At 72.8% G+C, this 20,946-nt stretch carries 19 protein-coding genes, 1 tRNA gene and 1 pseudogene; 11 read left to right on the top strand and 10 right to left on the bottom strand.

Annotated elements, in window-relative coordinates; translation table 11 throughout:
• Nucleotides 1-44: 44 nt before the first annotated feature.
• Nucleotides 45-1,880 carry a sigma-70 family RNA polymerase sigma factor gene (locus tag ACGF7U_RS05220; protein ID WP_393103150.1) on the bottom strand — a complete coding sequence of 612 codons (1,836 nt, stop codon included), beginning with the start codon at nucleotides 1,878-1,880 and terminating at the stop codon, nucleotides 45-47.
• A 136-nt stretch (nucleotides 1,881-2,016) separates the two neighbouring features.
• Here ACGF7U_RS05220 and ACGF7U_RS05215 point away from each other — a divergent pair, with 136 nt between their 5' ends.
• The 3 genes from ACGF7U_RS05215 (at nucleotide 2,017) to ACGF7U_RS05205 (ending at nucleotide 4,950) form a co-directional block, all read left to right on the top strand.
• Nucleotides 2,017-2,889 (top strand): hypothetical protein, encoded by an 873-nt coding sequence (locus ACGF7U_RS05215; protein ID WP_393103148.1) that lies wholly within the window; start codon nucleotides 2,017-2,019, stop codon nucleotides 2,887-2,889.
• 316 nt (nucleotides 2,890-3,205) lie between these two features.
• Nucleotides 3,206-3,775, top strand: coding sequence for a DoxX family protein (locus ACGF7U_RS05210; RefSeq protein WP_393103146.1), 570 nt, complete (start codon nucleotides 3,206-3,208; stop codon nucleotides 3,773-3,775).
• 284 nt (nucleotides 3,776-4,059) lie between these two features.
• Nucleotides 4,060-4,950: a hypothetical protein gene (locus ACGF7U_RS05205; protein WP_393103144.1), complete on the top strand. Its 891-nt coding sequence runs from the start codon at nucleotides 4,060-4,062 to the stop codon at nucleotides 4,948-4,950.
• A 105-nt stretch (nucleotides 4,951-5,055) separates the two neighbouring features.
• On the opposite strand, the gene ACGF7U_RS05200 is transcribed toward ACGF7U_RS05205, so the two are convergent.
• Complete coding sequence (locus tag ACGF7U_RS05200) at nucleotides 5,056-6,231, bottom strand: DUF2000 family protein (protein WP_393103142.1); 1,176 nt, start codon at nucleotides 6,229-6,231, stop codon at nucleotides 5,056-5,058.
• A 44-nt stretch (nucleotides 6,232-6,275) separates the two neighbouring features.
• Nucleotides 6,276-7,334: a Glu/Leu/Phe/Val dehydrogenase dimerization domain-containing protein gene (locus ACGF7U_RS05195; RefSeq protein WP_393103140.1), complete on the bottom strand. Its 1,059-nt coding sequence runs from the start codon at nucleotides 7,332-7,334 to the stop codon at nucleotides 6,276-6,278.
• Between the two features lie 101 nt (nucleotides 7,335-7,435).
• Here ACGF7U_RS05195 and ACGF7U_RS05190 point away from each other — a divergent pair.
• Nucleotides 7,436-7,576: pseudogene (locus ACGF7U_RS05190) on the top strand (Lrp/AsnC family transcriptional regulator); the annotation flags it as partial.
• A 3-nt stretch (nucleotides 7,577-7,579) separates the two neighbouring features.
• Entirely contained in the window at nucleotides 7,580-7,903 is a 324-nt protein-coding gene (locus ACGF7U_RS05185; protein ID WP_393103138.1) for an Lrp/AsnC family transcriptional regulator, read from the top strand.
• A 45-nt stretch (nucleotides 7,904-7,948) separates the two neighbouring features.
• Here ACGF7U_RS05185 and ACGF7U_RS05180 read toward each other — a convergent pair.
• From ACGF7U_RS05180 to ACGF7U_RS05160, 5 genes are all read right to left on the bottom strand, one after another.
• Nucleotides 7,949-8,023, bottom strand: a tRNA-Val gene (locus tag ACGF7U_RS05180).
• An 80-nt stretch (nucleotides 8,024-8,103) separates the two neighbouring features.
• Entirely contained in the window at nucleotides 8,104-8,571 is a 468-nt protein-coding gene (locus ACGF7U_RS05175; protein WP_393103136.1) for a peroxiredoxin, read from the bottom strand.
• Between the two features lie 81 nt (nucleotides 8,572-8,652).
• Entirely contained in the window at nucleotides 8,653-9,090 is a 438-nt protein-coding gene (locus tag ACGF7U_RS05170) for a DUF3052 domain-containing protein (RefSeq protein WP_393103134.1), read from the bottom strand.
• Between the two features lie 110 nt (nucleotides 9,091-9,200).
• Nucleotides 9,201-11,684, bottom strand: a complete 2,484-nt coding sequence (locus ACGF7U_RS05165; protein WP_393103132.1) for a transketolase C-terminal domain-containing protein — start codon at nucleotides 11,682-11,684, stop codon at nucleotides 9,201-9,203.
• Between the two features lie 51 nt (nucleotides 11,685-11,735).
• The gene (locus ACGF7U_RS05160; protein ID WP_393103130.1) at nucleotides 11,736-12,218 is read right to left on the bottom strand and encodes a MarR family winged helix-turn-helix transcriptional regulator; all 483 of its coding nucleotides are present in this window, start codon (nucleotides 12,216-12,218) and stop codon (nucleotides 11,736-11,738) included.
• A gap of 93 nt (nucleotides 12,219-12,311) precedes the next feature.
• On the opposite strand from ACGF7U_RS05160, the gene ACGF7U_RS05155 reads away from it, so the two are divergent.
• The 5 genes from ACGF7U_RS05155 (at nucleotide 12,312) to ACGF7U_RS05135 (ending at nucleotide 17,127) form a co-directional block, all read left to right on the top strand.
• A complete protein-coding gene (locus tag ACGF7U_RS05155; RefSeq protein WP_393103128.1) occupies nucleotides 12,312-12,899 on the top strand; it encodes an NADPH-dependent FMN reductase in 588 nt (195 codons plus the stop codon).
• A 256-nt stretch (nucleotides 12,900-13,155) separates the two neighbouring features.
• The gene (locus tag ACGF7U_RS05150) at nucleotides 13,156-13,635 is read left to right on the top strand and encodes a GbsR/MarR family transcriptional regulator (protein WP_393103126.1); all 480 of its coding nucleotides are present in this window, start codon (nucleotides 13,156-13,158) and stop codon (nucleotides 13,633-13,635) included.
• Nucleotides 13,628-14,539, top strand: coding sequence for an ABC transporter ATP-binding protein (locus ACGF7U_RS05145; RefSeq protein ID WP_393103124.1), 912 nt, complete (start codon nucleotides 13,628-13,630; stop codon nucleotides 14,537-14,539). The genes ACGF7U_RS05150 and ACGF7U_RS05145 overlap by 8 nt, the downstream gene beginning before the upstream one ends.
• The gene (locus ACGF7U_RS05140; RefSeq protein WP_393103122.1) at nucleotides 14,526-15,323 is read left to right on the top strand and encodes an ABC transporter permease subunit; all 798 of its coding nucleotides are present in this window, start codon (nucleotides 14,526-14,528) and stop codon (nucleotides 15,321-15,323) included. Before ACGF7U_RS05145 ends, ACGF7U_RS05140 begins: the two co-directional genes overlap by 14 nt.
• Nucleotides 15,324-15,447: 124 nt before the next feature.
• A complete protein-coding gene (locus ACGF7U_RS05135) occupies nucleotides 15,448-17,127 on the top strand; it encodes an alkaline phosphatase D family protein (protein WP_393103120.1) in 1,680 nt (559 codons plus the stop codon).
• 41 nt (nucleotides 17,128-17,168) lie between these two features.
• Here the strand turns inward: ACGF7U_RS05135 and ACGF7U_RS05130 are convergent, their stop codons facing one another.
• A complete protein-coding gene (locus ACGF7U_RS05130; protein WP_393103118.1) occupies nucleotides 17,169-17,573 on the bottom strand; it encodes a YjbQ family protein in 405 nt (134 codons plus the stop codon).
• Between the two features lie 23 nt (nucleotides 17,574-17,596).
• Nucleotides 17,597-17,992: a hypothetical protein gene (locus ACGF7U_RS05125; protein ID WP_393103116.1), complete on the bottom strand. Its 396-nt coding sequence runs from the start codon at nucleotides 17,990-17,992 to the stop codon at nucleotides 17,597-17,599.
• A 204-nt stretch (nucleotides 17,993-18,196) separates the two neighbouring features.
• Here ACGF7U_RS05125 and aceE point away from each other — a divergent pair, with 204 nt between their 5' ends.
• On the top strand, nucleotides 18,197-20,941 hold the full coding sequence (gene aceE, locus ACGF7U_RS05120; RefSeq protein WP_393103114.1) for a pyruvate dehydrogenase (acetyl-transferring), homodimeric type: 2,745 nt from the start codon (nucleotides 18,197-18,199) through the stop codon (nucleotides 20,939-20,941).
• Nucleotides 20,942-20,946 lie beyond the last annotated feature (5 nt).

Below are 20,946 nucleotides of genomic sequence, written 5' to 3'. Positions count from 1 at the left end.
CGCGCTGTCACCGCCCGGGGTGGCTCGGAGCGCGCTCCGTCTCGCTATCCCGGCCGCACGCACGGGTCGGTGATCGTGTAGGTCGCGCTCTGCGCCGTGCGGCCGTCCGCCGCGGTCGCCCGTACCGACCAGGTCAGCGCCGGCGCACGCAGCCGCCCGAGGGTCGCCCGGGCCGCCGATCCGTCCGCCGTCATGGCCCGGACCGACGTCCTGGCCCCGGTGGGTGTCCAGCGGATCTCGGCGGCACGGAGCGTGGCACTGCCGGTGGCCCGCACCACGAGGCTGTACGTCTCCGCGCCGCACCGGACCCGTGCCGTGGCGGAGACCGTGAACGGCGCGGCGACCTGCGGTGTGGCGGTCGGCCGGGGAACGGTCGGTGGCCTGGAGGTCGTCGGCGCGGCACCTCCCGGCACAGCACCGGATGCCTCCGGCGCGGCCGGCGCACCGGTCCGGGCGACCCCGTCGCCGCCCGCCGGGACGGCTGCGGTCCCGGACGTCGGGTCGGTGGCGCCGGGCGGCACCGGCGCGGTGGTGGTTCGGGAGCCGGCTTCCGTGGCGGTGACGAACGGCAGCGGCGCGGCGGCGGGTGCCGCCGGATCACCGGCCGGTGCTCCGCGCGTCTCGGACACCGGTCGGCCGGAGCCGTCCCGCGCGGCGGGCTGGCGGCTGGGGGCCAGTGCCCAGGTGCCGAGCACGGCGAGAAGGACCAGCAGAGCCGCGGTCGCGCCCATCCGCCGACGCCGCCGGTCGCGGGCCACCGCCGAGGTGGTCCGCACGCCGTGCGGCGCACGGACCGATGCCACCGCCGCACCGCCCCGCATCGCCGCCCCACGCCGCATCGCCGCGCCGCCCGGGGCCGCCGCCCCGGCCGGGGCCGCTGATTCGACCGGGGCCGCCGATTCGTTCGGGGCCGCCGCGCCGTCCGGGGGCACCGATTCGCCGGCCGCGGTGGACCCGCCGGCCGGGTTGTCCGGCGGGCTGGCATCCGCCGGCCCTGGGGATTCGTCGGCCGCTGCCACAGGGCCGGCCGTGACCGCGCCCGCCGGATCGGCCGCCGGGCCGGCCGTGACCGCGCCCGCCGGATCGGCCGGGACGTCGGTCGCCCAGACCTCGGCCAGTCTCGGCCACACCGTGTCGGCGACGACCAGGAAGGCCGGCGCCGGGTACGCCGACAGCAGCGCGGACGGGTTGAGCTGTTCCCGCCGGAGCAGCCCACACACCGCGCAACTCTCGATGTGCCGCGAGACCCGCTTGCGCAGGGTCGGGGTGAGCCGGCCCTGCCAGCCGTCGACCAGGCCGGCGAGGGTGGGGCAGTCCCGGGCCCCGGTGCGGGCCACCAGCAGCGCCCCCAGCGCCCGTTCGAGCTGCGAACGCGCGCGCGACAGCCGGGCGTGCGCGTGGTTCGTGGGCACCCCGAGGGCCGCGCCGATGTCGGCGGACGACAGGTCGTGGCGGATGGCCAGGTGGACCACCTCACGGTCGCCCGGGTTCAGCGCGGCGACCGCCGCGTGCACCAGGTCGCGTACCTGCTCGGCGTTGACGGCCGTGGCCGGGTCGGCGGTGTCGGCCACCGGCTCGCCGGCCTCCTCCAGCGGCAGGGAGCGGGACCGCTCGCGGAGCTGACGGAGGCATTCGTTGCGCACGATGGCGTACAACCAGGGGCGCAGCCGATCGGGCTCCCGGAGCTGGTGGATGCGCCGACCGGCGGTGAGGAACGCGTCGTGGACGGCGTCCGCGGCGGCGTCCGGCTCGCGCAGCATGGTCCGGGCGTACGTGTACAGCCGGTCGGCGTACCGCCGGTACATGCCCTCCAACCCGACCCGCTCGCCGCGACGCAGCGCCTCGACCAGTGTGGTGTCGTCCTGTCCCGCCGTGTCCATCCGCGTCCCTCGCTGCTCGTCGACCGGTCCAGTAAAACGGCGGAATTTTTTTCTTCGGGCTTTCTGTTGGCATCCCGACCCGACCGCGCTCCTACCGGTGTCATCGCAACGAACAACCCGAGGAAGGGAAGACACCATGCGAGAGGGATCGAAGGGCACCCGGTGGTCGCGTCGGACGGCCGCCGTGGGCGGGGCCACGCTGAGCGCGCTCGTGCTCGGCCAGTTGGCCCTCGCCGGGCCGGTGGCGGCGGTGCCCGGCCTGAGCATCAAGACCACGACCGGCCCCAGCAACAGCAGCGCGAAGTCGCAGAACGCGACCTGCCCGGCCGGCACCAAGGTCATCGGCGGCGGCGGCGCGATCACCGGTTCCGGCCTCGGGCAGGTCGGCATGGACATCATGCGGCCGCTGATCGGCGGGGACGCGTACTCGGTGACCGGCCGCGAGGACGAGACCGGCGTCGCCGGCAACTGGGCGGTCACGGCGAACGCGATCTGCGCGACGCCGCCGGCCGGCCTGGTGATGGTGTCCGGCAGCTCGGCACCGAGCTTCGGCACCTCGAACTGGTTCGAGAAGTCCTGCCCGGTGGGCAAGCACGCCATCGGGGTCGGCGGCGCGGTCGTCGGGGCGCCGAACAGCGAGGTCGTCCTGGAGGACCTGCGCATCCACCAGAACAGCGTCGTGGTGGCGGGTGCCGAGGACGGCACCGGCTTCGACGACACGTGGTGGCTGGACGCCACCGCGATCTGCGCCGACCCGCTCCCCGGTGAGCAGCGCGTGATCGACGACAGCGTCTACAGCTCCGCCGCCACCCGCTCGATCACGGCCACCTGCCCGACCGGCACGCGCGTGCACGGCGTGGGCGGCGAGATCCTCGGCGGCGACGGGCAGGTGCGCCTGACCCAGATGCGGGCCACCACGTCCACCACCGTCACCGTCTCCGCCGCTGAGGACGAGGACGGCTTCAGCAGCAACTGGAAGGTGCGCGCGTACGCCGTCTGCGCGAGCTGACCCACCCCGGCCAACGGCACGACGAACGCGGACGCGGCGGGCGCCCATCGACCGGCGCCCGCCGGCGCGTGCTGGTTCGGCTCCGCTCCGCGGCGGTGTGGGCCGCTGGTGTCCTCGGGTGGGGGTGTTCGCGGCAGGGGTGCCCCCATGACCTGTCCCAGCCCGCGACAACGGGATAGAAGCACGTTTGCGCAGGTGTGCCGCGTCTCCCGTGTCCCGCGGTGTCCCAGGGACGGCGCACGCCTCCACGCCCCGATGGTCGACTGACTCCCGCAGCAGGATCCACCGCAGGACGGAAGAAAGGCAGTCGCAGGACATGAACTCTCACGCCGAGGTGAACCCGGTCGAGCACAGGGAGCGGCGGGCGCGGGCTCGTGGAGCGAGGTTCACCCTCAACGGCATCCTCTGGCTGCTGCAGGTGCTTGCCGGCTTCTTCTTCGCCGGCAGCGGTTTCGGCAAGGTGCTGATGTACGACGAGGCCCTGTACGCGGCGGCTCCCCAGGCCGTGGCCTGGTACGCGGCGGTGCCGCAGGTGCTCATCGTCCTCGTCGGAGCCTGTGAGGTCCTCGGCGGCGTCGGCCTGATCCTGCCGACGATGACGCGGGTCAAGCCGAAGCTGACGCCGCTCGCCGCCGCCGGCCTGACGTTGACGATGGTCCTCGCAGCCGGCTTCCACCTCACGCGCGACGAGTACCCGCTGGTGCCCGCCAATCTCGTGCTGGGCGGGGTCGCGGCGTTCATCGCGGTCGGGCGGTGGAACCGCAGGCCCGTCGCACCCGCGCCCGTCACCACCTCGGGGGTCCTCGGGTCGGCGGCGGTCCTGGGCGTGCTGGCCGTCACGGTGTTCGCGCCGACCTGGTACACGATGACGAACGTGCGGTTCTGACCGCACGGGTCCGCGCGCCGACGGGCGAGGCGATCGGTTCGCCTGCCGGTTCGTGCCACCCTCACGCGGCAGCTCCAGGCCACGATCCTGTGCGACGACGACACCCCGGGACATAGCGGGCCGCCGGTCATCCGGCGGCCCGCTCGCGTACCCGCCACGTTGGTGCCGATGGCGGCCGAAGCGGGTGCCGTCCGTCCAGGCGGCGTCGCCGCCTGACCGTGCGTACGGTGGTCGTCGTCGAATCGCTCTCGCCTGTCGTCGCGCTGGTTGGCAGAATCGTGGCCGTGCGCGAGCGGGTCGAGGTCAACCTGCCGTTCCGCTGGGACCTGGCGACGCCCGACCAGCTCGGCTCGATGCTGGCGGGGACGGCCGAGCCGAACCTGTGGTTCGTCGATGACCTGGTGGAGTGCGGCGGCAAGACGCTGGCCCGCAGCGGCAACGGCGACCTGTTGTTCGTCGGCAGGTCTCTGGACTCGATGTTCGACCTTCTCAGCGGCGCGGTGGCGGGCGTCTCCACCGAGCAGCGCCTGGCGCGGCTACCTTTCTCGTTCGCGCGGCGGCCGATCGGGACAGGACGGCACAGGTGGCGGCTGCCGGCTCTGACAGCCGGGCAGCGAGCGGCGGCACGTCGTGTCCTGACGGAGCTGGGTGTGACGCCGCAGGCCCTGGCCCGTCGCACCCGACCCGTGGTCTTCGTGGACGTGGTCTGGGAAGGATCGACATTCACGGAGTTGTTCAACCTGCTGCACGAATGGATCACCGAGGCGCGCGAGCCCTGGGACGTCGTCCGGCGCAAGCTCCGCTTCATCGGTGTCACCCAGCGTCTCCACACGAGCCCCAGGACCTGGCGATGGCAGCAGCACGCCGGATGGACCCGTCGCCTCCCGGCCAGGGCGGTGGTGAACGTCTCCCTCGACCGCATCGTGTGGTCGTATCTCGGTGACCACCAGACGAAGCTCACCCGATCCTTCCGGCCCGACCGCTGGCACCTGTCCGACGACGGCCCGGACCGTGCCGCCGAGACGCGCCAGGCACTTGCCGAGGCGGTCGCCCTGGTGAGGTACGGCCGCAGCCCTCTCGGACGTCGCGCTCTCGGCCGGGCGCTCGACGGCGAGCCCGCGCTGGCCGAGCCCTGGCTGCGCTCCCTGGCCCGCCAACTGAACAGCCCGACCTGACGGATGACCGCCGTCCCCGCGCGACCTTGGTGGGATCGTTCTCCGACATTCCGGGCGCCCCGACACCTCTCGCCACCCGGTCGACGCGGTGATCGGCGACCATCCTCAGGGGGCGGCTCTGCTGCCGAGGCTGCCGTAGCCCCCGCGTATGGATCTTGAGAGGGCCGTCGATCTCGGCGACGCGACCGTCCTGTCCACATGTCTCGACGACCACGCGGACGCCGTCGAGCGAGAGCTGCGCATCACCGTCCAGCGGGGCTCGTCTCGGCCTGCTCGAATGCGTCCTGCGCCACGATTCCGGGCAGTCCAGCCCGACCGCTGTTCGACTGGTTGTCGAGCGGCGTGTCCGTTGTGGCGGGCGTACTCCTCGATCAGGTGGACGAGGACCCAGCGCAGCGAGACGGTACCGCGCCAGCTGTCGTGGCCCTCGACGTCGAGACTGTCGGCGTTGGCGATGAACGTGTCGGCGAATGTGATCTCGTCGTGCCAGGCCCGACGGGCCGCCGCGACGACGGCGGGATCGGCTACGGCGTTGTCGAAGTCGCCGTCGGGCTGGGTTGGGGACGAGAACAGCGGGGGTGCGTGCTGCCCGGCCAGGACCTGGCGGAACCAGCGGCGCTCCACGTCGGCGAGGTGGCGGATCAGACCCAGCAGCGACAGCGTCGATTGTGGCACCGTTCGGCGAGCCAGGTCATCCTCGACGTCCGAGCACTTCAACTCCAGCGTATTGCGCTGGGCTCGCAGCATGTCGTGCAGCAGTTGCCGTTCACTGCCGTTGGCGGGTGCGCTGAACCGGCGGTCATCGGCGGTGGGGAACAGCCCGGCTCTCCTGCGGGCGGCGTCGGACCGGGCGGTGACCGGCGCGTCGGCGGCGTAGAGGGGGAATCGCTTCGTCAGGGCGGTGATCCGGTTGCGTGGGCCGTACACCGCGACGGCGACGTAGTGGATTTCGTCCGCGGGTGTGGCGGCGAGCGCGGCCACGTAGTCGCCGTACGTGCGGGCCTGTCGGGCGACCTCGTTGAAGGCCACGGTTGTCAGGTCGCCGTCGGCGCGCGCCCTTCGATGCAGGTCGCGGAGCTGATCGGCGGTGGCGCTCAGAACGGGCACCGGGTGGGGGTTCAGCCCGGCGTGCGGCTCGCCGGAGCCATCTCTGAGGTCGGCCCCCGGGGGATGGGGCAGCCGGCCGCCGAGGCTCAACGCGAGCACTGCCGCGGCGTTGGCCGCCTGTGCGGCTGGCAGCTCGGCACGCAGGACGATCACGAGTTTGGTCGCCGGGGTCATGTGGAGGTGCTCCTGAGTGGTTAGGGGGTTGGTGGTGGTTGTGGTCAGCGGTGAGCACTTCGGATGCGTCGGCGGGCGTGGGAACGGGCGGCGGCGGCCGGGGTCGAGCCGGTGGCGCGGGCGGTGCGCAGGATGTCGGTGAGGGTGTCGGCGATGCCGTGGACCCGGACGGTGGCCTGGGTGGAGGTCTCGTGATGCAGCTCGACGGCGGTGGCGTGGATGATGCCGCCGGCACTCACGATGATGTCCGGGGCCCAGAGGATGCCACGTTGGTGCAGCAGGTCAGCGGTGGCCGGGGTGTCGAGTTGGTTGTTGGCCGGTCCGGCGATCGCGGCGCAGCGCAGTTCCGACACCGTGTGCGGCGTGAGCAGGCCGCCGAGGGCGGCGGGGACGAGCACATCCACGTCGGCGGTCAGGCAGTCCTGCGGGCTGGCCCAGGCCGCGCCGGCGGCGCCGGCGAGCGCACGTCGACTGTCGTCGACGTCGCTTGCCACCAGCGTCGCGCGGGCGTCGGCGAGCATCCGCAGCACGTGGCCGCCGACGCGGCCAAGGCCGAGCACGGCGAAGCTGCGCGTGGACAGGTCGGGCGATCCGAACCGCTCGGCGCACAGCGCGTGCAGTGCGGCGAGGACGCCGACGGCGGTGTGCTCGGAGGAGTCGCCGCTGCCACCGGCGCCAACCGGTCGGCAGAACGCGTACGGCGTCCGCTCGGCGATCGTCACCATGTCGTCCGGGCCGGTGCCCACGTCCGGGCCCGTCGCGTAGGTGCCGGTCAGGCCAGCGATGACGTCGCCCACATCGTGCAGTACCGCCCGACGGGCGGCGCCGTCCAGTGTCACGCCGGGGGGCAGTGCGACGACGGTCTTACCGCCACCGTTGGGCAGCCCGGCCAGCGCGCACTTGTCCGACATCGCGGCCGAGAGCCGTAGCGCGTCGTCCAGGCCGTCGCGCCAGTGTGGGTAGTGCGCCAGCCGGCATCCGCCGATGGCCTGGCCGAGCGCGGTGGAGTGCACCGCGACGACGATCGGCAGGCCGGATCGTGCGCCCCGCCTGACGACGACGTGTTCGTGCATGGACTCGGTGTCGATGTTGGTCGCGACCATGATGGCTTCCCCTTCGCCCGCCCGTCAGATCGGGACCGAGATTAGGCACCTGAACGGCAGCGACTGGCTCTCACCGAACGTCGTTCGGGGAAAATGGCAAGATCCTGGTCATAGACGAACTTGATGCGGCGATCATCCAGCATCTGCAGACACATGCACGGCAGACCAACCGCGAACTGGCCCGCGCCGTCGGCATCGCGCCGTCGACCTGCCTCGAGCGTGTGCGGGCGCTGAGGGATCGAGGCGTGATCACCGGCTACCACGCCGAGATCAGCCTGACCGCCCTCAACCGAGGCGTTCAGGCACTACTGCACGTGCAGGTCCGGCCGCTGAGCCGCACCGTCATCGACGGCTTCAAGAAGTACGCGATGGGGCTGCCCGAGGTGCTGTCGGTGTTCGTGGTCGCGGGCGGCGACGACTTCCTCGTCCACGTCGCCGTGCCCGGCGTGGACAGCCTGCACACCTTCCTCATGGACAAGTTCAGCGGACGCCGCGAGATCGTCGGCTTCCGCAGCTCGGTGATCTATCAACACGTCCGGAAACAGGTCGTCGAACCACTCGATCCGTGAGCAACTAAGCGCAATCCCGACCAGCGGATCTGGCTGTTCAGGTGGTGGTGGGCGCGGCAGGTTTCGAACCTGCGACCCCTCGCTTGTAAGGCGAGTGCTCTCCCACTGAGCTACGCGCCCGGAACGCCCGTACGGCGGGCCGGAGGCTGGCTAGCTTACCCTGCCATCCACCGGCCCGGTCGTACGGCGTGCCCGGTTGGTCAGGCCGCGACGGCCTCGGCCAGCGCCTTGCGCCAGCCCTGCTGGTCGCGGGCCTCCCCCGGCATGTTCATCTCGGCGAAGCGCACCACGCCCGCCTTGTCGATGACGAAGGTGCCCCGGTTGGCGATGCCGGCGACGTCGTTGAAGACCCCGTACGCCTGGGCGACCGCGCCGTGCGGCCAGAAGTCGGCCAGCAGCGGGAACTGGTAGCCCTCCCGGTCGGCCCAGATCTTGTGGACGTAGACCGAGTCGACGCTGACGGTGAGCACCTGGACGTCGTCGTTGACGTACTCGTTGAGGTTGTCCCGCACCTCGCACAGCTCACCCTGACAGATGCCGGTGAAGGCCAGCGGGTAGAAGACCAGCAGCACGGTGCGCTTGCCACGGAAGTCCGAGAGCCGGACCTCCTGGTTGTTCTGGTCCTTGAGTACGAAGTCCGGCGCCTCGGCGCCAACCTCGATCGGCATGCGAGCTCCTCAGGAATGGGATCAGGTGGGCATCAGCCTGCCACACCCGGCGGCGGGCGCCGCCAGGTGCCGCCGGACGGCCTACTTCTTGCCCTTGGCCCCGCGACGCAGGACGAGGCGGGCGCCGCTCCAGTCCCGGCCGGCGTTGACGGTCGAGGTCTGCTGGAGGCCCGCGGTGGGCGCGGACTCGGCGATGTCGCTCGGCTCGACGTGCCCCTCGCGCCCGGCCTTGGGCGTGAGTAGCCACACGACACCGTTGTCGGCCAGCGGGCCGAGGGCGTCGACGAGGAGCTCGAAGAGATCACCGTCGCCGTCGCGGTACCAGACCAGCACCGCGTCGACCACCTCGTCGGTGTCCTCGTCGACCAGCTCTCCACAGCGGTCGGTCAGGGCGTCCCGGAGATCCTGGTCGACGTCGTCGTCGTACCCCATCTCCATGACGACCATCCCCGGCTCGATCCCGAACCGGTCCGCCAGGCTGCGTACCCCGTCGGCGGCCTGACCAGCGGTCGCGCTCACTGTCGCGTGCCTCCTCATCTCATCCCTGCTGGCGGCGTCGTGCGACGCCGTCAGGCAAGTCCACACAGTTGTGGCTCCCCGCGCAAGTGGCGCACCGGGTGGAACGGAATTTACCGTGCCAGGAGCGTACGGGCACCCTGGGTAATTGCTTCCTCGGAGACCAGAACCTGACGCGCCGCCGGACCTAATGGTACAAACGAGTCAACTCCGGCCACTCGCCGCGCGGCGCCGACATATCCGGCGTCGACCAGGGCGGCGATCACGCCCTCGCCGACCCCGCCCGACCTGCGGGTCTCGTCCACCACCAGCACCCGGCCGGTCGCCGCGGCCTCCCGGATGATGTCGGCCACCGGCAGCGGGGCGAGCCAGCGCAGGTCCACCACCCGGGTGCCGACCCCCTCGTCGGCGAGGGTCGCCGCCGCGCGGAGGGACATCCGCACCCCGTTACCGAACGTGATGATCGTGACGTCCTCGGCGGAGCCGACCCCGTAGACCCGGGCGCGGCCGATCGGCACGTGCCCGCCGGTCCACGCGCCGGGCTCGGCGTAGGGGGCCAGCCACTCGCCGTCACCATCGGCGTAGAGGTCGCGGGTGTGGTAGAGCGCGATCGGCTCCAGGAAGACGCAGACGCTGCCGTCCACCGCCGCGCTCGCCAGGCAGGTGCGCAGCATGGGCGCCGCGTCGTCCGGCCGTGCCGGCACCGCGATCACCAGGCCGGGCACGTCCCGGAGCACGGCCACCGAGTTGTCGTTGTGGAAGTGCCCGCCGAAGCCCTCCTGGTACGCCAGCCCGGCCACCCGCACCACCATCGGGTTGCGGAACGCCCCCTGCGAGAAGAACTGCATGGTGGCCGCCTCGCCACGCACCTGGTCCTCGGCGTTGTGCAGGTACGCCAGGTACTGGATCTCCGGCACCGGCAGCATCCCGGCCAGCCCGGCACCGAGCCCGAGCCCGAGGATCGAGGTCTCGTCGAGCAGGGTGTCGAAGACCCGGGCGGCGCCGAACCGGTCCCGCAGCCCCTTGGTCACCCCGTACACGCCACCCTTCACCCCGACGTCCTCGCCGAACACGGCCATCTGCGGGTGGTCGAGCATCCCGTCGGCGAGCGCGGCGTTGATGCTCTGCGCCAGGGTCAGCGGGCCGGTCAGCTCGGGCGGCTTCCCGCCGAACGCCTCCGCCCGGGCGCCGGCTCCGGGGCCGCTGGCCCGGGCCGCCGCGTCGGCCACCGCCCGGGCGACCCGCACCGGCCGCCGCGGGGCCAGCGGCGCCACCACCTCGGCCGGGGCGGCCAGCTTCGGCTCGTCCAGCACCTCCTCGGCGATCCGGCGCACCTGCCAGCCGACCTCGTCGTAGCGGGCCAGCAGCTCCTCGCCGGTGGCGACGCCCGCCCCGACCAGCAGCCGCGCGGTGCCGACCAACGGGTCCCGGTCCAGGTCGGCGGCGATCTCCCCGGCGGCGCGGTACGCGGTCTCGGCGTCCGCGCCGGCGTGCCCCATCAGCCGCACCGTCGACAGGTGCAGCACGGCGGGGCGCCGGTGCCGGCGCACCCAGGCCGCCGCCTCAACCGCCACCTCGTACGCCCGCACCAGGTCGCCGCCGTCGGCGGCGAAGTAGCGGATCCCCGGCTTCGCCCGCAGCGTGGTCTCCACCCACCCCTGCGGGGAGCGGACGCTGATGCCCAGGCCGTTGTCCTCGCAGACGAAGAGCACCGGTATGCGCAGGCCGGTGTGGTCGTACCAGCCGGCGGTGTTGAACGCCGCGGTGGCGCTGGCGTGGTTGACGGAGGCGTCGCCGAACGAGCAGACCACGATGGCGTCCGGCGGCCAGGACGCGTGCGCCGCGCCCCCACCGCTGCCGGCGCGCACGCCGTCGCCGGCCCGCCGGCCGGTGGTGTCCAACCGGCGCAGCCGTTCCACCGCCAGCCCCATCCCGACGGCGCGGGGCAGGTGCGAGGCGATGGTGGACGTGGTCGGGACGACCGCCAGGTCGGCCCGGCCGAAGACCTTGTGCCGCCCGCCGGCGATCGGCTCCCGGCTGGACGCGACCATCCCCCGCAGCACGTCGCGGGCCGCCTCGGCGTACCCCGGCGGGAGCGGCCGGTCCGCGGCGGGGCCGCCCGGCTCGTCCGCCCGGACGGCGTCGCCGGGAGCGGGTGGGCCGGCGGCGGGCCCGGCGTCGACGGGGTGGTCGGCCTGGTCGGCGGGGACGGACGTGGCGGCCTGGCCGGCCGGCTCCGGCCCGGTCGCCTCGGCGGCCTGACCGGCCCGGACGCAGTAGAAGGCGCCCGAGCGGTAGTGCAGCAGGGCCGGGTCGCCGGCGTGCAGGGCGGCGGCGACCGCGGCGTTGCCCTCGTGGCCGGCGGAGCCGATCGTGTAGAACCCCTCGCCGAAGCTGCGCAGCCAGCGCCCGGCGAGGTCCAGCTGGCGGCTGGTCAGCTGGGCGTCGAAGAGGTCCAGTACCCGCGCGCCGGTGAGCGTCGCGTCGTCGGTGACCGGCCGCGCCGGGTCACGCCGCTGCTGCGGGGCGGGCAGCGCGGCCAGCGCCTCCCGGAACCGGTCGTCGAGATCTTGCGGGGTGGTCACGTCGGACAGCATTACCGACGAGCGCCCGGCTCGCCCACTCGGACACGAACGACGCGGGGCGGGTCAGTCCTCGCCGCACGACTCGGGGCAGCCGCCGTCGGAGACCTTCCACACCAGCTCGCGCAGGGTGCCCAACTCCTCGTCGGTGAGCCCGGCGAGCAGTCGGGAGTCCGACATGACCTCGCGGACCCGGGCCCGCACCCGCCGGCCCTCCTCGGTCACCACCAGCGTCTTCTGCCGCCGGTCCGCCGGGTCGGTGCGCCGCTCCACCAGCCCGGCGTGCTCCAGCTTGTCGACCAGGGCGGTCACGTTGGACCGGTCGCAGTTCAGCACCTCGGCGAGATCCCGGGCCGGCAGCGGTCGGTCCGGGTCCAGCTCGTGCAGGGCCCGGGCGGCCGCGGGGGTGAGCCCCAACTGGCCGATCTCCACGCCCTGGTGGTGCCGCATCGCCGAGGCGATGTGCGTGATCCGGCGCACCACGTCGCCCGCCAGCCCGGAGCGGTCGCCCGGGTCGAGCCGGGCGGAGGAAACGGTGTGCTGCGCCATGACGTACATCCTACTTGCGGTTCAATAGTTGATAGGCTCTACTGTTGAGCAGCTCACGCAAATAGCGGTGGGCATCCGACGGAGGAGATCCACATGTCCGACCTTTCGGTCCTCGCCATCTCGGGCAGCCTGCGCGACGCATCGTTCAACACGGCGCTGATCCGGGCCGCACAGCGCCTCGCCCCCGAAGGGCTGACCATCGAGCAGTACGACGGCCTCGGCGCCATCCCGCCGTTCAGCGAGGACATCGAGGCCGAGCCGCCGGCGGCCGTGGTCGACCTGCGCGAGCGGATCGCGGCGGTGGACGCGCTGCTGATCGCCACCCCCGAGTACAACTACGGCGTGCCGGGCGTGCTGAAGAACGCCCTCGACTGGGCGTCCCGGCCCAGCTTCCCGATCACCTCGTGGGTGTCGCCGCTGGCGCACAAGCCGGTGGCCATCATGGGGGCGGCGCCGACCGGCATGGGCACCGTACGGGCCCAGCTCCAGCTCCGGCAGCTCTTCCTCTGGACCGACTCGGCCGTGCTCAGCAAGCCGGAGGTCATCGTGACGAACGCGCACGAGAAGCTCGCCCTCGACGGCACCGTCCGGGACGAGACCACGGAGACGCTGCTGCGCGGCCTGCTCGACGCCCTGGCCACCAAGGTTCGGGTGACCCAGCTCGCCCTCGCCACCCCCTGACCTCGGCCGACCGGGCGATCGTGGGGTCGGGCGGCGCGACGCCCCGCCGGGGGCACCGGCGCGACCGGCGCCGCCCACCCCACGATCGCCGAGGACCCACCTCCGCACCAGCCCACGGCACCACCGACCAGGGCCGGGGAGATCGCGGCCCCGAGCACCACCGGCCAACGCGGATGTCGCTCCCCGGGCTTTCCATCCGCCGTCGCCGCGCGTACTCTTCGTTCAGAACTTATTGAACGTTTGAAACGAGGAGCTGATGACGGACCTCTCCGCCCAGCGCCGCTACGCCGAGGACGCCGCCGTCGCGCTGAGCGGGATCGGCCTGCCGCCCGCGTACGGGAAGCTGCTCGGCTGGCTGCTGATCTGCGACCCGCCGGGCCAGACCAGCAGCCAGCTCGCCGAGGGGCTCGGGCTGTCCAAGGGCTCGGTCAGCACCGGCATGCGGCTGCTGGAGAGCAGCGGCCTGGCCCGGCGGGTGCCGGCGCCGGGCCGCCGGGGCCACGCGTACGAGGTCAGGCCCGACGCGATCATCCGGATCGCCGCCGACGCCGCCAAGTTCCGGGTGTTCCGCGAACTGATGGAGCAGGGGCTCGCCGTCATCGGCGGCGAGGAAGCGCCCGGCAGCGAGCGGCTGCGGGTGATGCGCGACTTCTACGCGTTCATCGAACGCGAGGTGCCCAAGCTCGTCGAACGCTTCGAGTCCGAGTACACGGGGAAGGGAGAGGGCGATGGCTGACGCTGCCATCGAGACGGCGGACCTGGTCAAGACGTACGGCCGCAACCGGGGCCTGACCGGGCTGGACCTGCGGGTCGAGCGCGGCGAGGTGTACGGGTTCCTCGGCCCCAACGGGGCCGGCAAGTCCACCACGATCCGGCTGCTGCTCGACCTGATCCGCCCGACCAGCGGCCGGATCAGCGTGCTCGGCGCCGACCCCCGCCGCGACGGGGTCGCGCTGCGCCGCCGGGTCGGCTACCTGGCCGGCGACTTCGTGGTCGACGGCCGGCAGACCGCCGGCGAACTGCTCACCTACCTGGGCAACCTGCGCGGCGGGGTGCCGCGGGCCCGGATCGACGAGCTGGCCGCCCGGCTCGACCTGGACCTCGGCCGGCGGATCAAGGGGCTCAGCAAGGGCAACCGGCAGAAGGTCGGCGTCGTGCAGGCGTTCATGCACGATCCGGAACTGCTCGTCCTCGACGAGCCGACCAGCGGCCTGGACCCGTTCCTCCAGCAGGAGTTTCTCGCCATGGTCCGGGAGGCGCGGGCCGACGGGCGGACGGTCTTCATGTCCTCGCACGTGATGAGCGAGGTGCAGCAGACCGCCGACCGGGTCGGCATCATCCGCGAGGGCCGGCTGGTCACCGTGGCCCGGGTCGAGGAGCTGCGCGAACAGGCCGTCCGCCGGGTCGAGATCAGCTTCGCGGACCCGGTCACGGCGGCGGAGTTCGCCGCCCTGCCCGGCGTCAGCGAGGTCGCCGTCACCGGGACCACGCTGCGGTGCCGGCTGGACGGGCGGGCCGACGCGCTGGTCAAGGCCGCCGCCGGGCACACCGTGGTCGGGCTGCTCTCCGAGGAGCCCGACCTGGAGGAGTTGTTCTTCGGCTACTACTCGCGGGAGGAGTCCGTCCGTGCTGCTGCGTGACCCGTTCACCAAGGCGCTGCACGACGCGCGCCGGTCGCTGATCGGCTGGACCGTGGCGATCGTCGCCGTCGGCGCGATGTACGCCTCGTTCTGGCCGACGATGCAGACCCCCGAGATGACCAAGGCGCTGGAGGCGTATCCGGAGGGGGTGCTGGAGGCGTTCAACTACAGCGACCTGACCAGCGCCGCCGGCTACCTCGGCAGCGCCGTCTACGGGCTGCTGGTGCCGCTGCTGGTCGCCGTCTTCGCCATCGCGGCGGGAGCCCGTGCGGTGGCCGGCGACGAGGAGGCCGGCACGCTGGACCTGGTGCTCGCCCACCCGGTCGGCCGGGCACGGCTCGCCCTGCTGCGCTTCGCCGCGGTGGCGGCCGGCATCGTCGCGATCGCCGTCCTGCTCGGCCTGGCCATGGTGGGGCTGAGCGGACCCGCCGAGTTCGACGGGATCGGCGCCGACGGATTCGCCGCGATGACCCTGCACCTCGCCCTCTTCGGGCTGGCCTTCGCCGCACTCGCCTTCGCGGTCGGGGCGGCCACCGGCCGCCGGGCCGCCGCGCTCGGCGCCGGGGCCGGCGTCGCCGTCCTCGGCTACCTGGCCAACTCGGTCTTCCCGCAGGTCGAGGGGCTCACCTGGGCGCGGGAGCTCTCCCCGTTCCACTGGTACCTGGGGGGCTCGCCGCTGGTCGACGGCGTGCAGCCGGTCGGCGCGCTGCTGCTGCTCGGCGTCACCGCCCTGCTCGTCGCGGTCGGCACCACCGCGTTCACCCGGCGGGATCTCGCCGTCTGAGCGGTGCGGAAGGGCCCCTTGTTCGGCTGTTGGCGGCGACGAGGGGCCCTTCCCGTCATCTGGCGGTCACCCACGCTCGGGACGCTCCCCAGGTCGGCGATAACCGGACTCTGGGGAGGATTTCGTGGCACTGTCCCGACGCACCATCCTGTTCACCGGCGCGGCCGTCGGCGCCGCCGGTGCCGTCGCCGCGCTGCCGGCGGCGGCCGGCGCCGAGCCCCTCGGCCCGGCGCCGACGTCGTCCGCCGGCACCCGGCGGCTGCCGTACCCGTTCACCCTCGGGGTGGCCTCCGGCGACCCGGACCACGACGGCTTCGTGCTCTGGACCCGACTGGCGCCGCAGCCGCTGGCCGAGGACGGCCTCGGCGGGATGCCCGACCGGGTCGTCCCGGTGCAGTGGCAGCTCGCCGCCGACGAACGGTTCCGGCACGTCGTCCGACGGGGCGTGGCGTGGGCCCGGCCGGGGTCGGCGCACAGCGTGCACGTCGAGCTGGACGGGCTGCTGCCCGGCCGGGAGTACTTCTACCGCTTCCGCGCCGAGGGTCACCTGTCGCCGGTGGGCCGCACCCGCACCGCGCCCGCGCCGTGGAGCCTGCCGGCCACCCTGGCCATGGGCTTCGCCTCCTGCTCCCAGTACGAACACGGTTGGTTCACCGCCTACCGGCGGTTGGCCGAGACCGAGCCGGAGCTGATCCTGCACCTCGGCGACTACCAGTACGAGTACGCGAAGGACACGTACAACGTCCCGGGCGGCAACCCCCGCGACCACGAGGGCCCGGAGACCCGGACGCTGGCCAACTACCGGCAGCGGCACGCGCAGTACAAGACCGACGCGGACCTGCAGGCCGCGCACGCCGTCGCGCCGTGGGTGGTGGTCTTCGACGACCACGAGGTGGAGAACAACTGGGCCGACGAGACGCCCGAGGCGCCGGACCCGGACTTCGCCGCGCGGCGGGCGGCGGCGTTCCAGGCGTACTACGAGAACATGCCGCTGCGCCGGACCTCGGTCCCGCGCGGCATCGACATGCAGCTCTACCGGCGGGTGCGCTGGGGCCGGCTGGCCACCTTCCACATGCTCGACACCCGGCAGTACCGCGACGACCAGGCCTGCGGCGACGGCTACCGCAACTGCGCGGCGGCCGCCGACCCGGCCCGGTCGATCACCGGGGCGGAGCAGGAGGCGTGGCTGCTGGACGGCTTCCGCCGCTCCGACGCCCGCTGGGACATCCTCGGCCAGCAGGTGTTCTTCGCCCAGCGCGACAACAACTCCGGGCCGCTGACCGTCACCAGCATGGACGCCTGGGACGGGTACGTCGCCTCCCGGGACCGGATCACCCGGGGCTGGCTGGCCGCCGGGGTACGCAACCCGGTGGTGCTCACCGGCGACGTGCACGCGCACTGGGCCAGCGACCTGAAGCTGGACTACGCCGACCCGACCTCCCGGACGGTCGGCAGCGAACTGGTGTGCTCCTCGATCACGTCCGGCGGGGACGGCGCGGACTCGGCGACCGGCTCGCACCCCTGGCTGGCGTTCAACCCGCACCTGCGGTTCCAGAACAACCTGCGCGGCTACGTCCGCACCACGATCACCCCGAGCCGGCTCACCGCCGACTTCGACGTGCTGCCGTACGTCAGCCGGCCGGGCGCACCGGCGCACACCCGGGCCACCTTCGTGATCGAGGACCGGGTGCCCGGCCTGCACCTGACGGCGGACAATCCGCTGCCGGCGGCCGCCGCGCGAAGCGCCGCCCCGGGGACCGACCCGGGCCGTCGGACGGTCGAGGCGGAGACCGTCCGCCCCTGACCCCGCCCCGACCGCCCCCGCCCCGACCCGGGCGGGGGCGGTCAGCCGGGCAGGAACGAGAGGCGGACCCTGCGGGTGGGGTTGTCGCCGTTGGGGTCGACCAGGCAGAGCGACTGCCAGGTGCCCAGCGCCAGCCGCCCGTCGATCACGGGCAGCGTCGCGTACGGGGGCACGAACGCCGGCAGCACGTGGTCGCGCCCGTGCCCGCGCGAACCGTGCCGGTGCCGCCAGCGGTCGTCGGTGGGCAGCAGGTCGTCCAGCGCGGCGAGCAGGTCGTCGTCGGAGCCGGAGCCGGTCTCGATGAGCGCGAGCCCGGCCGTGGCGTGGGGGACGAAGACGTGCAGCAGGCCGTCGCCCTGCCCGGCGACGAACCGCTCGGCCTCGGCCGTGATGTCCCGGACGGTCGGCCGGGAGCCGGTCTGGACCGTGATCAGCTCACTGCGCATACGACGCATTCTGCCCGAGCGGGTCAGCAGCCGCCGGAGTCCCCGCCGCCACCGCCGGAGTCCCCGCCACCGGACCAGCCGCCATCGGAGTCCCCGCCGCTCCACCAGCGGGAGCCGGAACGCTCGGTGTCCGAGTCGTGGTCGCGGCCGCCGTAGCCGGCACCCACGTCCCCGGTGACTCCCGCCGTCGCCGCCTCCGCCCGCGCGGACCCGACGCCCGCTCTCCGTGACCGGTCGCGGGCCGACGCCCGCCGGGCCCCGCGCAGCACCGCACCGCCGAGCACGGCCAGCAGAGCCCCGGACAGAACGATCGTGAGGAGGGCGGCACGCCCCTCGCGCATTCCGAGCCCGCCGCCGGCCATCCCGGCGAATCCGGCCACCACCATGGCCGCGCCGACCAGCGCCATCCGCCTGTTCATGGCGGCAGCCTAGAAGGGCCGGGCAAGGGGGTGTCCGCCCGCCGTCCGGCCCGCCGGGGACGGGCCGGATCGCCGGTCGCAGAAAGTTACTGACGGGTACCTGTGTTCAGCGTCGCGTCTCGGGACGGTGGGCGTGACGGGGGGTGCCACCAGGAGGCAGGATGGCGCTAGAGACCTATCCCACACAGAACCGAGGGAACGCCTGTGGCTACGGAACGCAAGCGCCCGGTGATCACCGCTGGTCTGCCGAGCCAGCTTCCGGACATCGACCCTGAAGAGACCAGCGAATGGGTCGAGTCGCTCGACGGTGTCATCGACGAGCGCGGGAACAAGCGCGCCCGCTACGTCATGCTGCGCCTGCTGGAGCGGGCCCGCGAGCGCCAGGTCGGGGTGCCGTCCCTGACCACCACCGACTACATCAACACCATCCCGCCGGAGCGCGAGCCGTGGTTCCCCGGTGACGAGCACGTGGAGCGGCGGATCCGGGCGTACGTCCGGTGGAACGCGGCCATGCTGGTGCACCGGGCGCAGCGCCCCGAGATCGGCGTCGGCGGGCACATCTCCACCTTCGCCAGCTCGGCCTCCCTCTACGAGGTGGGCTTCAACCACTTCTTCCGGGGCAAGGACCACCCGGGCGGCGGCGACCACATCTTCTACCAGGGCCACGCCTCCCCCGGCATGTACGCGCGGGCGTTCCTCGAGGGTCGGCTGACCGAGCACCAGCTCGACGGGTTCCGCCAGGAGCTGTCCCACCCGGGCGGCGGCCTGCCGTCGTACCCGCACCCGCGGCTGATGCCGGACTTCTGGGAGTTCCCCACCGTCTCGATGGGTCTGGGCGGGCTCAACGCGATCTACCAGGCGCGGTTCAACCGCTACCTGCACCACCGGGGCATCAAGGACACCTCGGACCAGCACGTGTGGGCGTACCTCGGCGACGGCGAGATGGACGAGCCGGAGACGCTCGGCGCGATCGGCGTGGCCGCCCGCGAGGAGCTGGACAACCTCACCTTCGTGATCAACTGCAACCTCCAGCGGCTCGACGGGCCGGTGCGCGGCAACGGCAAGGTCATGCAGGAGCTGGAGGCGTTCTTCCGGGGCGCCGGCTGGAACGTCATCAAGGTGGTCTGGGGCCGTGAGTGGGACCCGCTGCTGGCGGCGGACACCGACGGCGCGCTGGTCAACCTGATGAACACCACGCCCGACGGCGACTACCAGACCTACAAGGCGGAGTCCGGGGCGTACGTCCGGGAGCACTTCTTCGGCCGCGACCCGCGGACCCGCAAGATGGTCGAGCACCTCAGCGACGACGAGATCTGGAACCTCAAGCGGGGCGGGCACGACTACCGCAAGCTCTACGCGGCCTACAAGGCGGCGATGGAGCACACCGGCCAGCCGACCGTGATCCTGGCCAAGACGATCAAGGGCTGGACGCTGGGCTCGCACTTCGAGGGCCGCAACGCCACGCACCAGATGAAGAAGCTGACGCTGGAGGACCTGAAGACCTTCCGCGACCGGCTCTTCCTGGACATCCCGGACAAGGTGCTGGAGGACAACCCCTACCTGCCGCCGTACTACACGCCGGGCGAGAAGTCCGACGAGATCGCCTACCTCAAGGAGCGGCGTCAGCAGCTCGGCGGCTACCTGCCGTCGCGCCGGCCGGGGAGCAAGCGGCTGACCATCCCGGGCCCGGAGCGCTTCGCCGACGTCAAGCGCGGCTCGGGCAAGCAGAAGGTGGCCACCACCATGGCCTTCGTCCGCCTGCTCAAGGACGTGATGAAGGACAAGGAGTTCGGCAAGCGCTGGGTGCCGATCATCCCGGACGAGGCCCGCACCTTCGGCATGGACTCGCTCTTCCCGACGCAGAAGATCTACTCGCCGCACGGCCAGCGCTACACCGCCGTCGACCGGGAGCTGTTCCTGTCGTACAAGGAGGCCATCGGCGGGCAGATCCTGCACGAGGGCATCAACGAGGCCGGCTCGGTCGCCTCGTTCACCGCGGCCGGCTCCTCGTACGCCACGCACGACGAGCCGATGATCCCGATGTACATCTTCTATTCGATGTTCGGGTTCCAGCGCACCGCCGACGGGCTGTGGGCCGCCGCCGACCAGATGGCGCGGGGCTTCCTGCTCGGCGCCACCGCCGGCCGGACCACGCTCAACGGCGAGGGGCTCCAGCACGAGGACGGCCACTCGCACCTGATCGCCGCCACCAACCCGGCGGTGGTCGCGTACGACCCGGCGTTCGCCTTCGAGATCGCGCACATCCTCGAGGACGGCCTGCACCGGATGTACGGCGACAAGCAGGAGAACGTCTTCTACTACCTGACCGTCTACAACGAGCCGATCCTGCAGCCGGCCGAGCCGGAGGGCGTGGACGTCGAGGGGCTGCTCAAGGGCATCTACCGTTACTCCCCCGCTCCGTCGGTGGGCGGCGACGCACCGAAGGCCAACGTGCTCGCCTCGGGCACCGGCATGCAGTGGGCGCTCAAGGCCCAGCAGTTGCTGGCCCAGGACTGGGGCGTGGCGGCCGACGTCTGGTCGGTGACCTCCTGGACCGAGCTGCGCCGCGACGCGGTGGAGTGCGAGGAGCACAACCTGCTCAACCCGGGCGCGGAGCAGCGGGTGCCGTACATCCAGCGGAAGCTGGCCGACGCCGACGGGCCGAAGGTCGCGGTCAGCGACTGGATGCGCGCGGTGCCGGACCTGATCGCCCGCTGGGTGCCCGGGGACTACACCTCGCTCGGCACGGACGGGTTCGGCATGTCCGACACCCGGCACGCCCTGCGCCGGCACTTCCACGTCGACGCCGAGTCGGTGGTGGTCGCGACGCTGCGGCAGCTCGCCCTGCGCGGCGCGGTGCCGGCGAACGTCCCCGCCGAGGCGGCCAAGAAGTACGCCATCGAGGACGTCAACGCCGCCCCGGTCGGCGAGACCGGCGGCGACAGCTAGGTCGC

It is taken from the genome of Micromonospora sp. NPDC047670 (assembly GCF_043204915.1).
Lineage (GTDB): Bacteria > Actinomycetota > Actinomycetes > Mycobacteriales > Micromonosporaceae > Micromonospora.
This window is presented reverse-complemented; position numbering and strand designations above follow the sequence as displayed.

Coding starts and splice junctions, on each gene's coding strand:
- ACGF7U_RS05220 (WP_393103150.1), bottom strand. CDS start 1,880: ATGGACACGGCGGGACAGGACGACACCACACTGGTCGAGGCGCTGCGT.
- ACGF7U_RS05215 (WP_393103148.1), top strand. CDS start 2,017: ATGCGAGAGGGATCGAAGGGCACCCGGTGGTCGCGTCGGACGGCCGCC.
- ACGF7U_RS05210 (WP_393103146.1), top strand. CDS start 3,206: ATGAACTCTCACGCCGAGGTGAACCCGGTCGAGCACAGGGAGCGGCGG.
- ACGF7U_RS05200 (WP_393103142.1), bottom strand. CDS start 6,231: ATGACCCCGGCGACCAAACTCGTGATCGTCCTGCGTGCCGAGCTGCCA.
- ACGF7U_RS05195 (WP_393103140.1), bottom strand. CDS start 7,334: ATGGTCGCGACCAACATCGACACCGAGTCCATGCACGAACACGTCGTC.
- ACGF7U_RS05175 (WP_393103136.1), bottom strand. CDS start 8,571: ATGCCGATCGAGGTTGGCGCCGAGGCGCCGGACTTCGTACTCAAGGAC.
- ACGF7U_RS05165 (WP_393103132.1), bottom strand. CDS start 11,684: ATGCTGTCCGACGTGACCACCCCGCAAGATCTCGACGACCGGTTCCGG.
- ACGF7U_RS05160 (WP_393103130.1), bottom strand. CDS start 12,218: ATGGCGCAGCACACCGTTTCCTCCGCCCGGCTCGACCCGGGCGACCGC.
- ACGF7U_RS05155 (WP_393103128.1), top strand. CDS start 12,312: ATGTCCGACCTTTCGGTCCTCGCCATCTCGGGCAGCCTGCGCGACGCA.
- ACGF7U_RS05150 (WP_393103126.1), top strand. CDS start 13,156: ATGACGGACCTCTCCGCCCAGCGCCGCTACGCCGAGGACGCCGCCGTC.
- ACGF7U_RS05145 (WP_393103124.1), top strand. CDS start 13,628: ATGGCTGACGCTGCCATCGAGACGGCGGACCTGGTCAAGACGTACGGC.
- ACGF7U_RS05130 (WP_393103118.1), bottom strand. CDS start 17,573: ATGCGCAGTGAGCTGATCACGGTCCAGACCGGCTCCCGGCCGACCGTC.
- ACGF7U_RS05125 (WP_393103116.1), bottom strand. CDS start 17,992: ATGAACAGGCGGATGGCGCTGGTCGGCGCGGCCATGGTGGTGGCCGGA.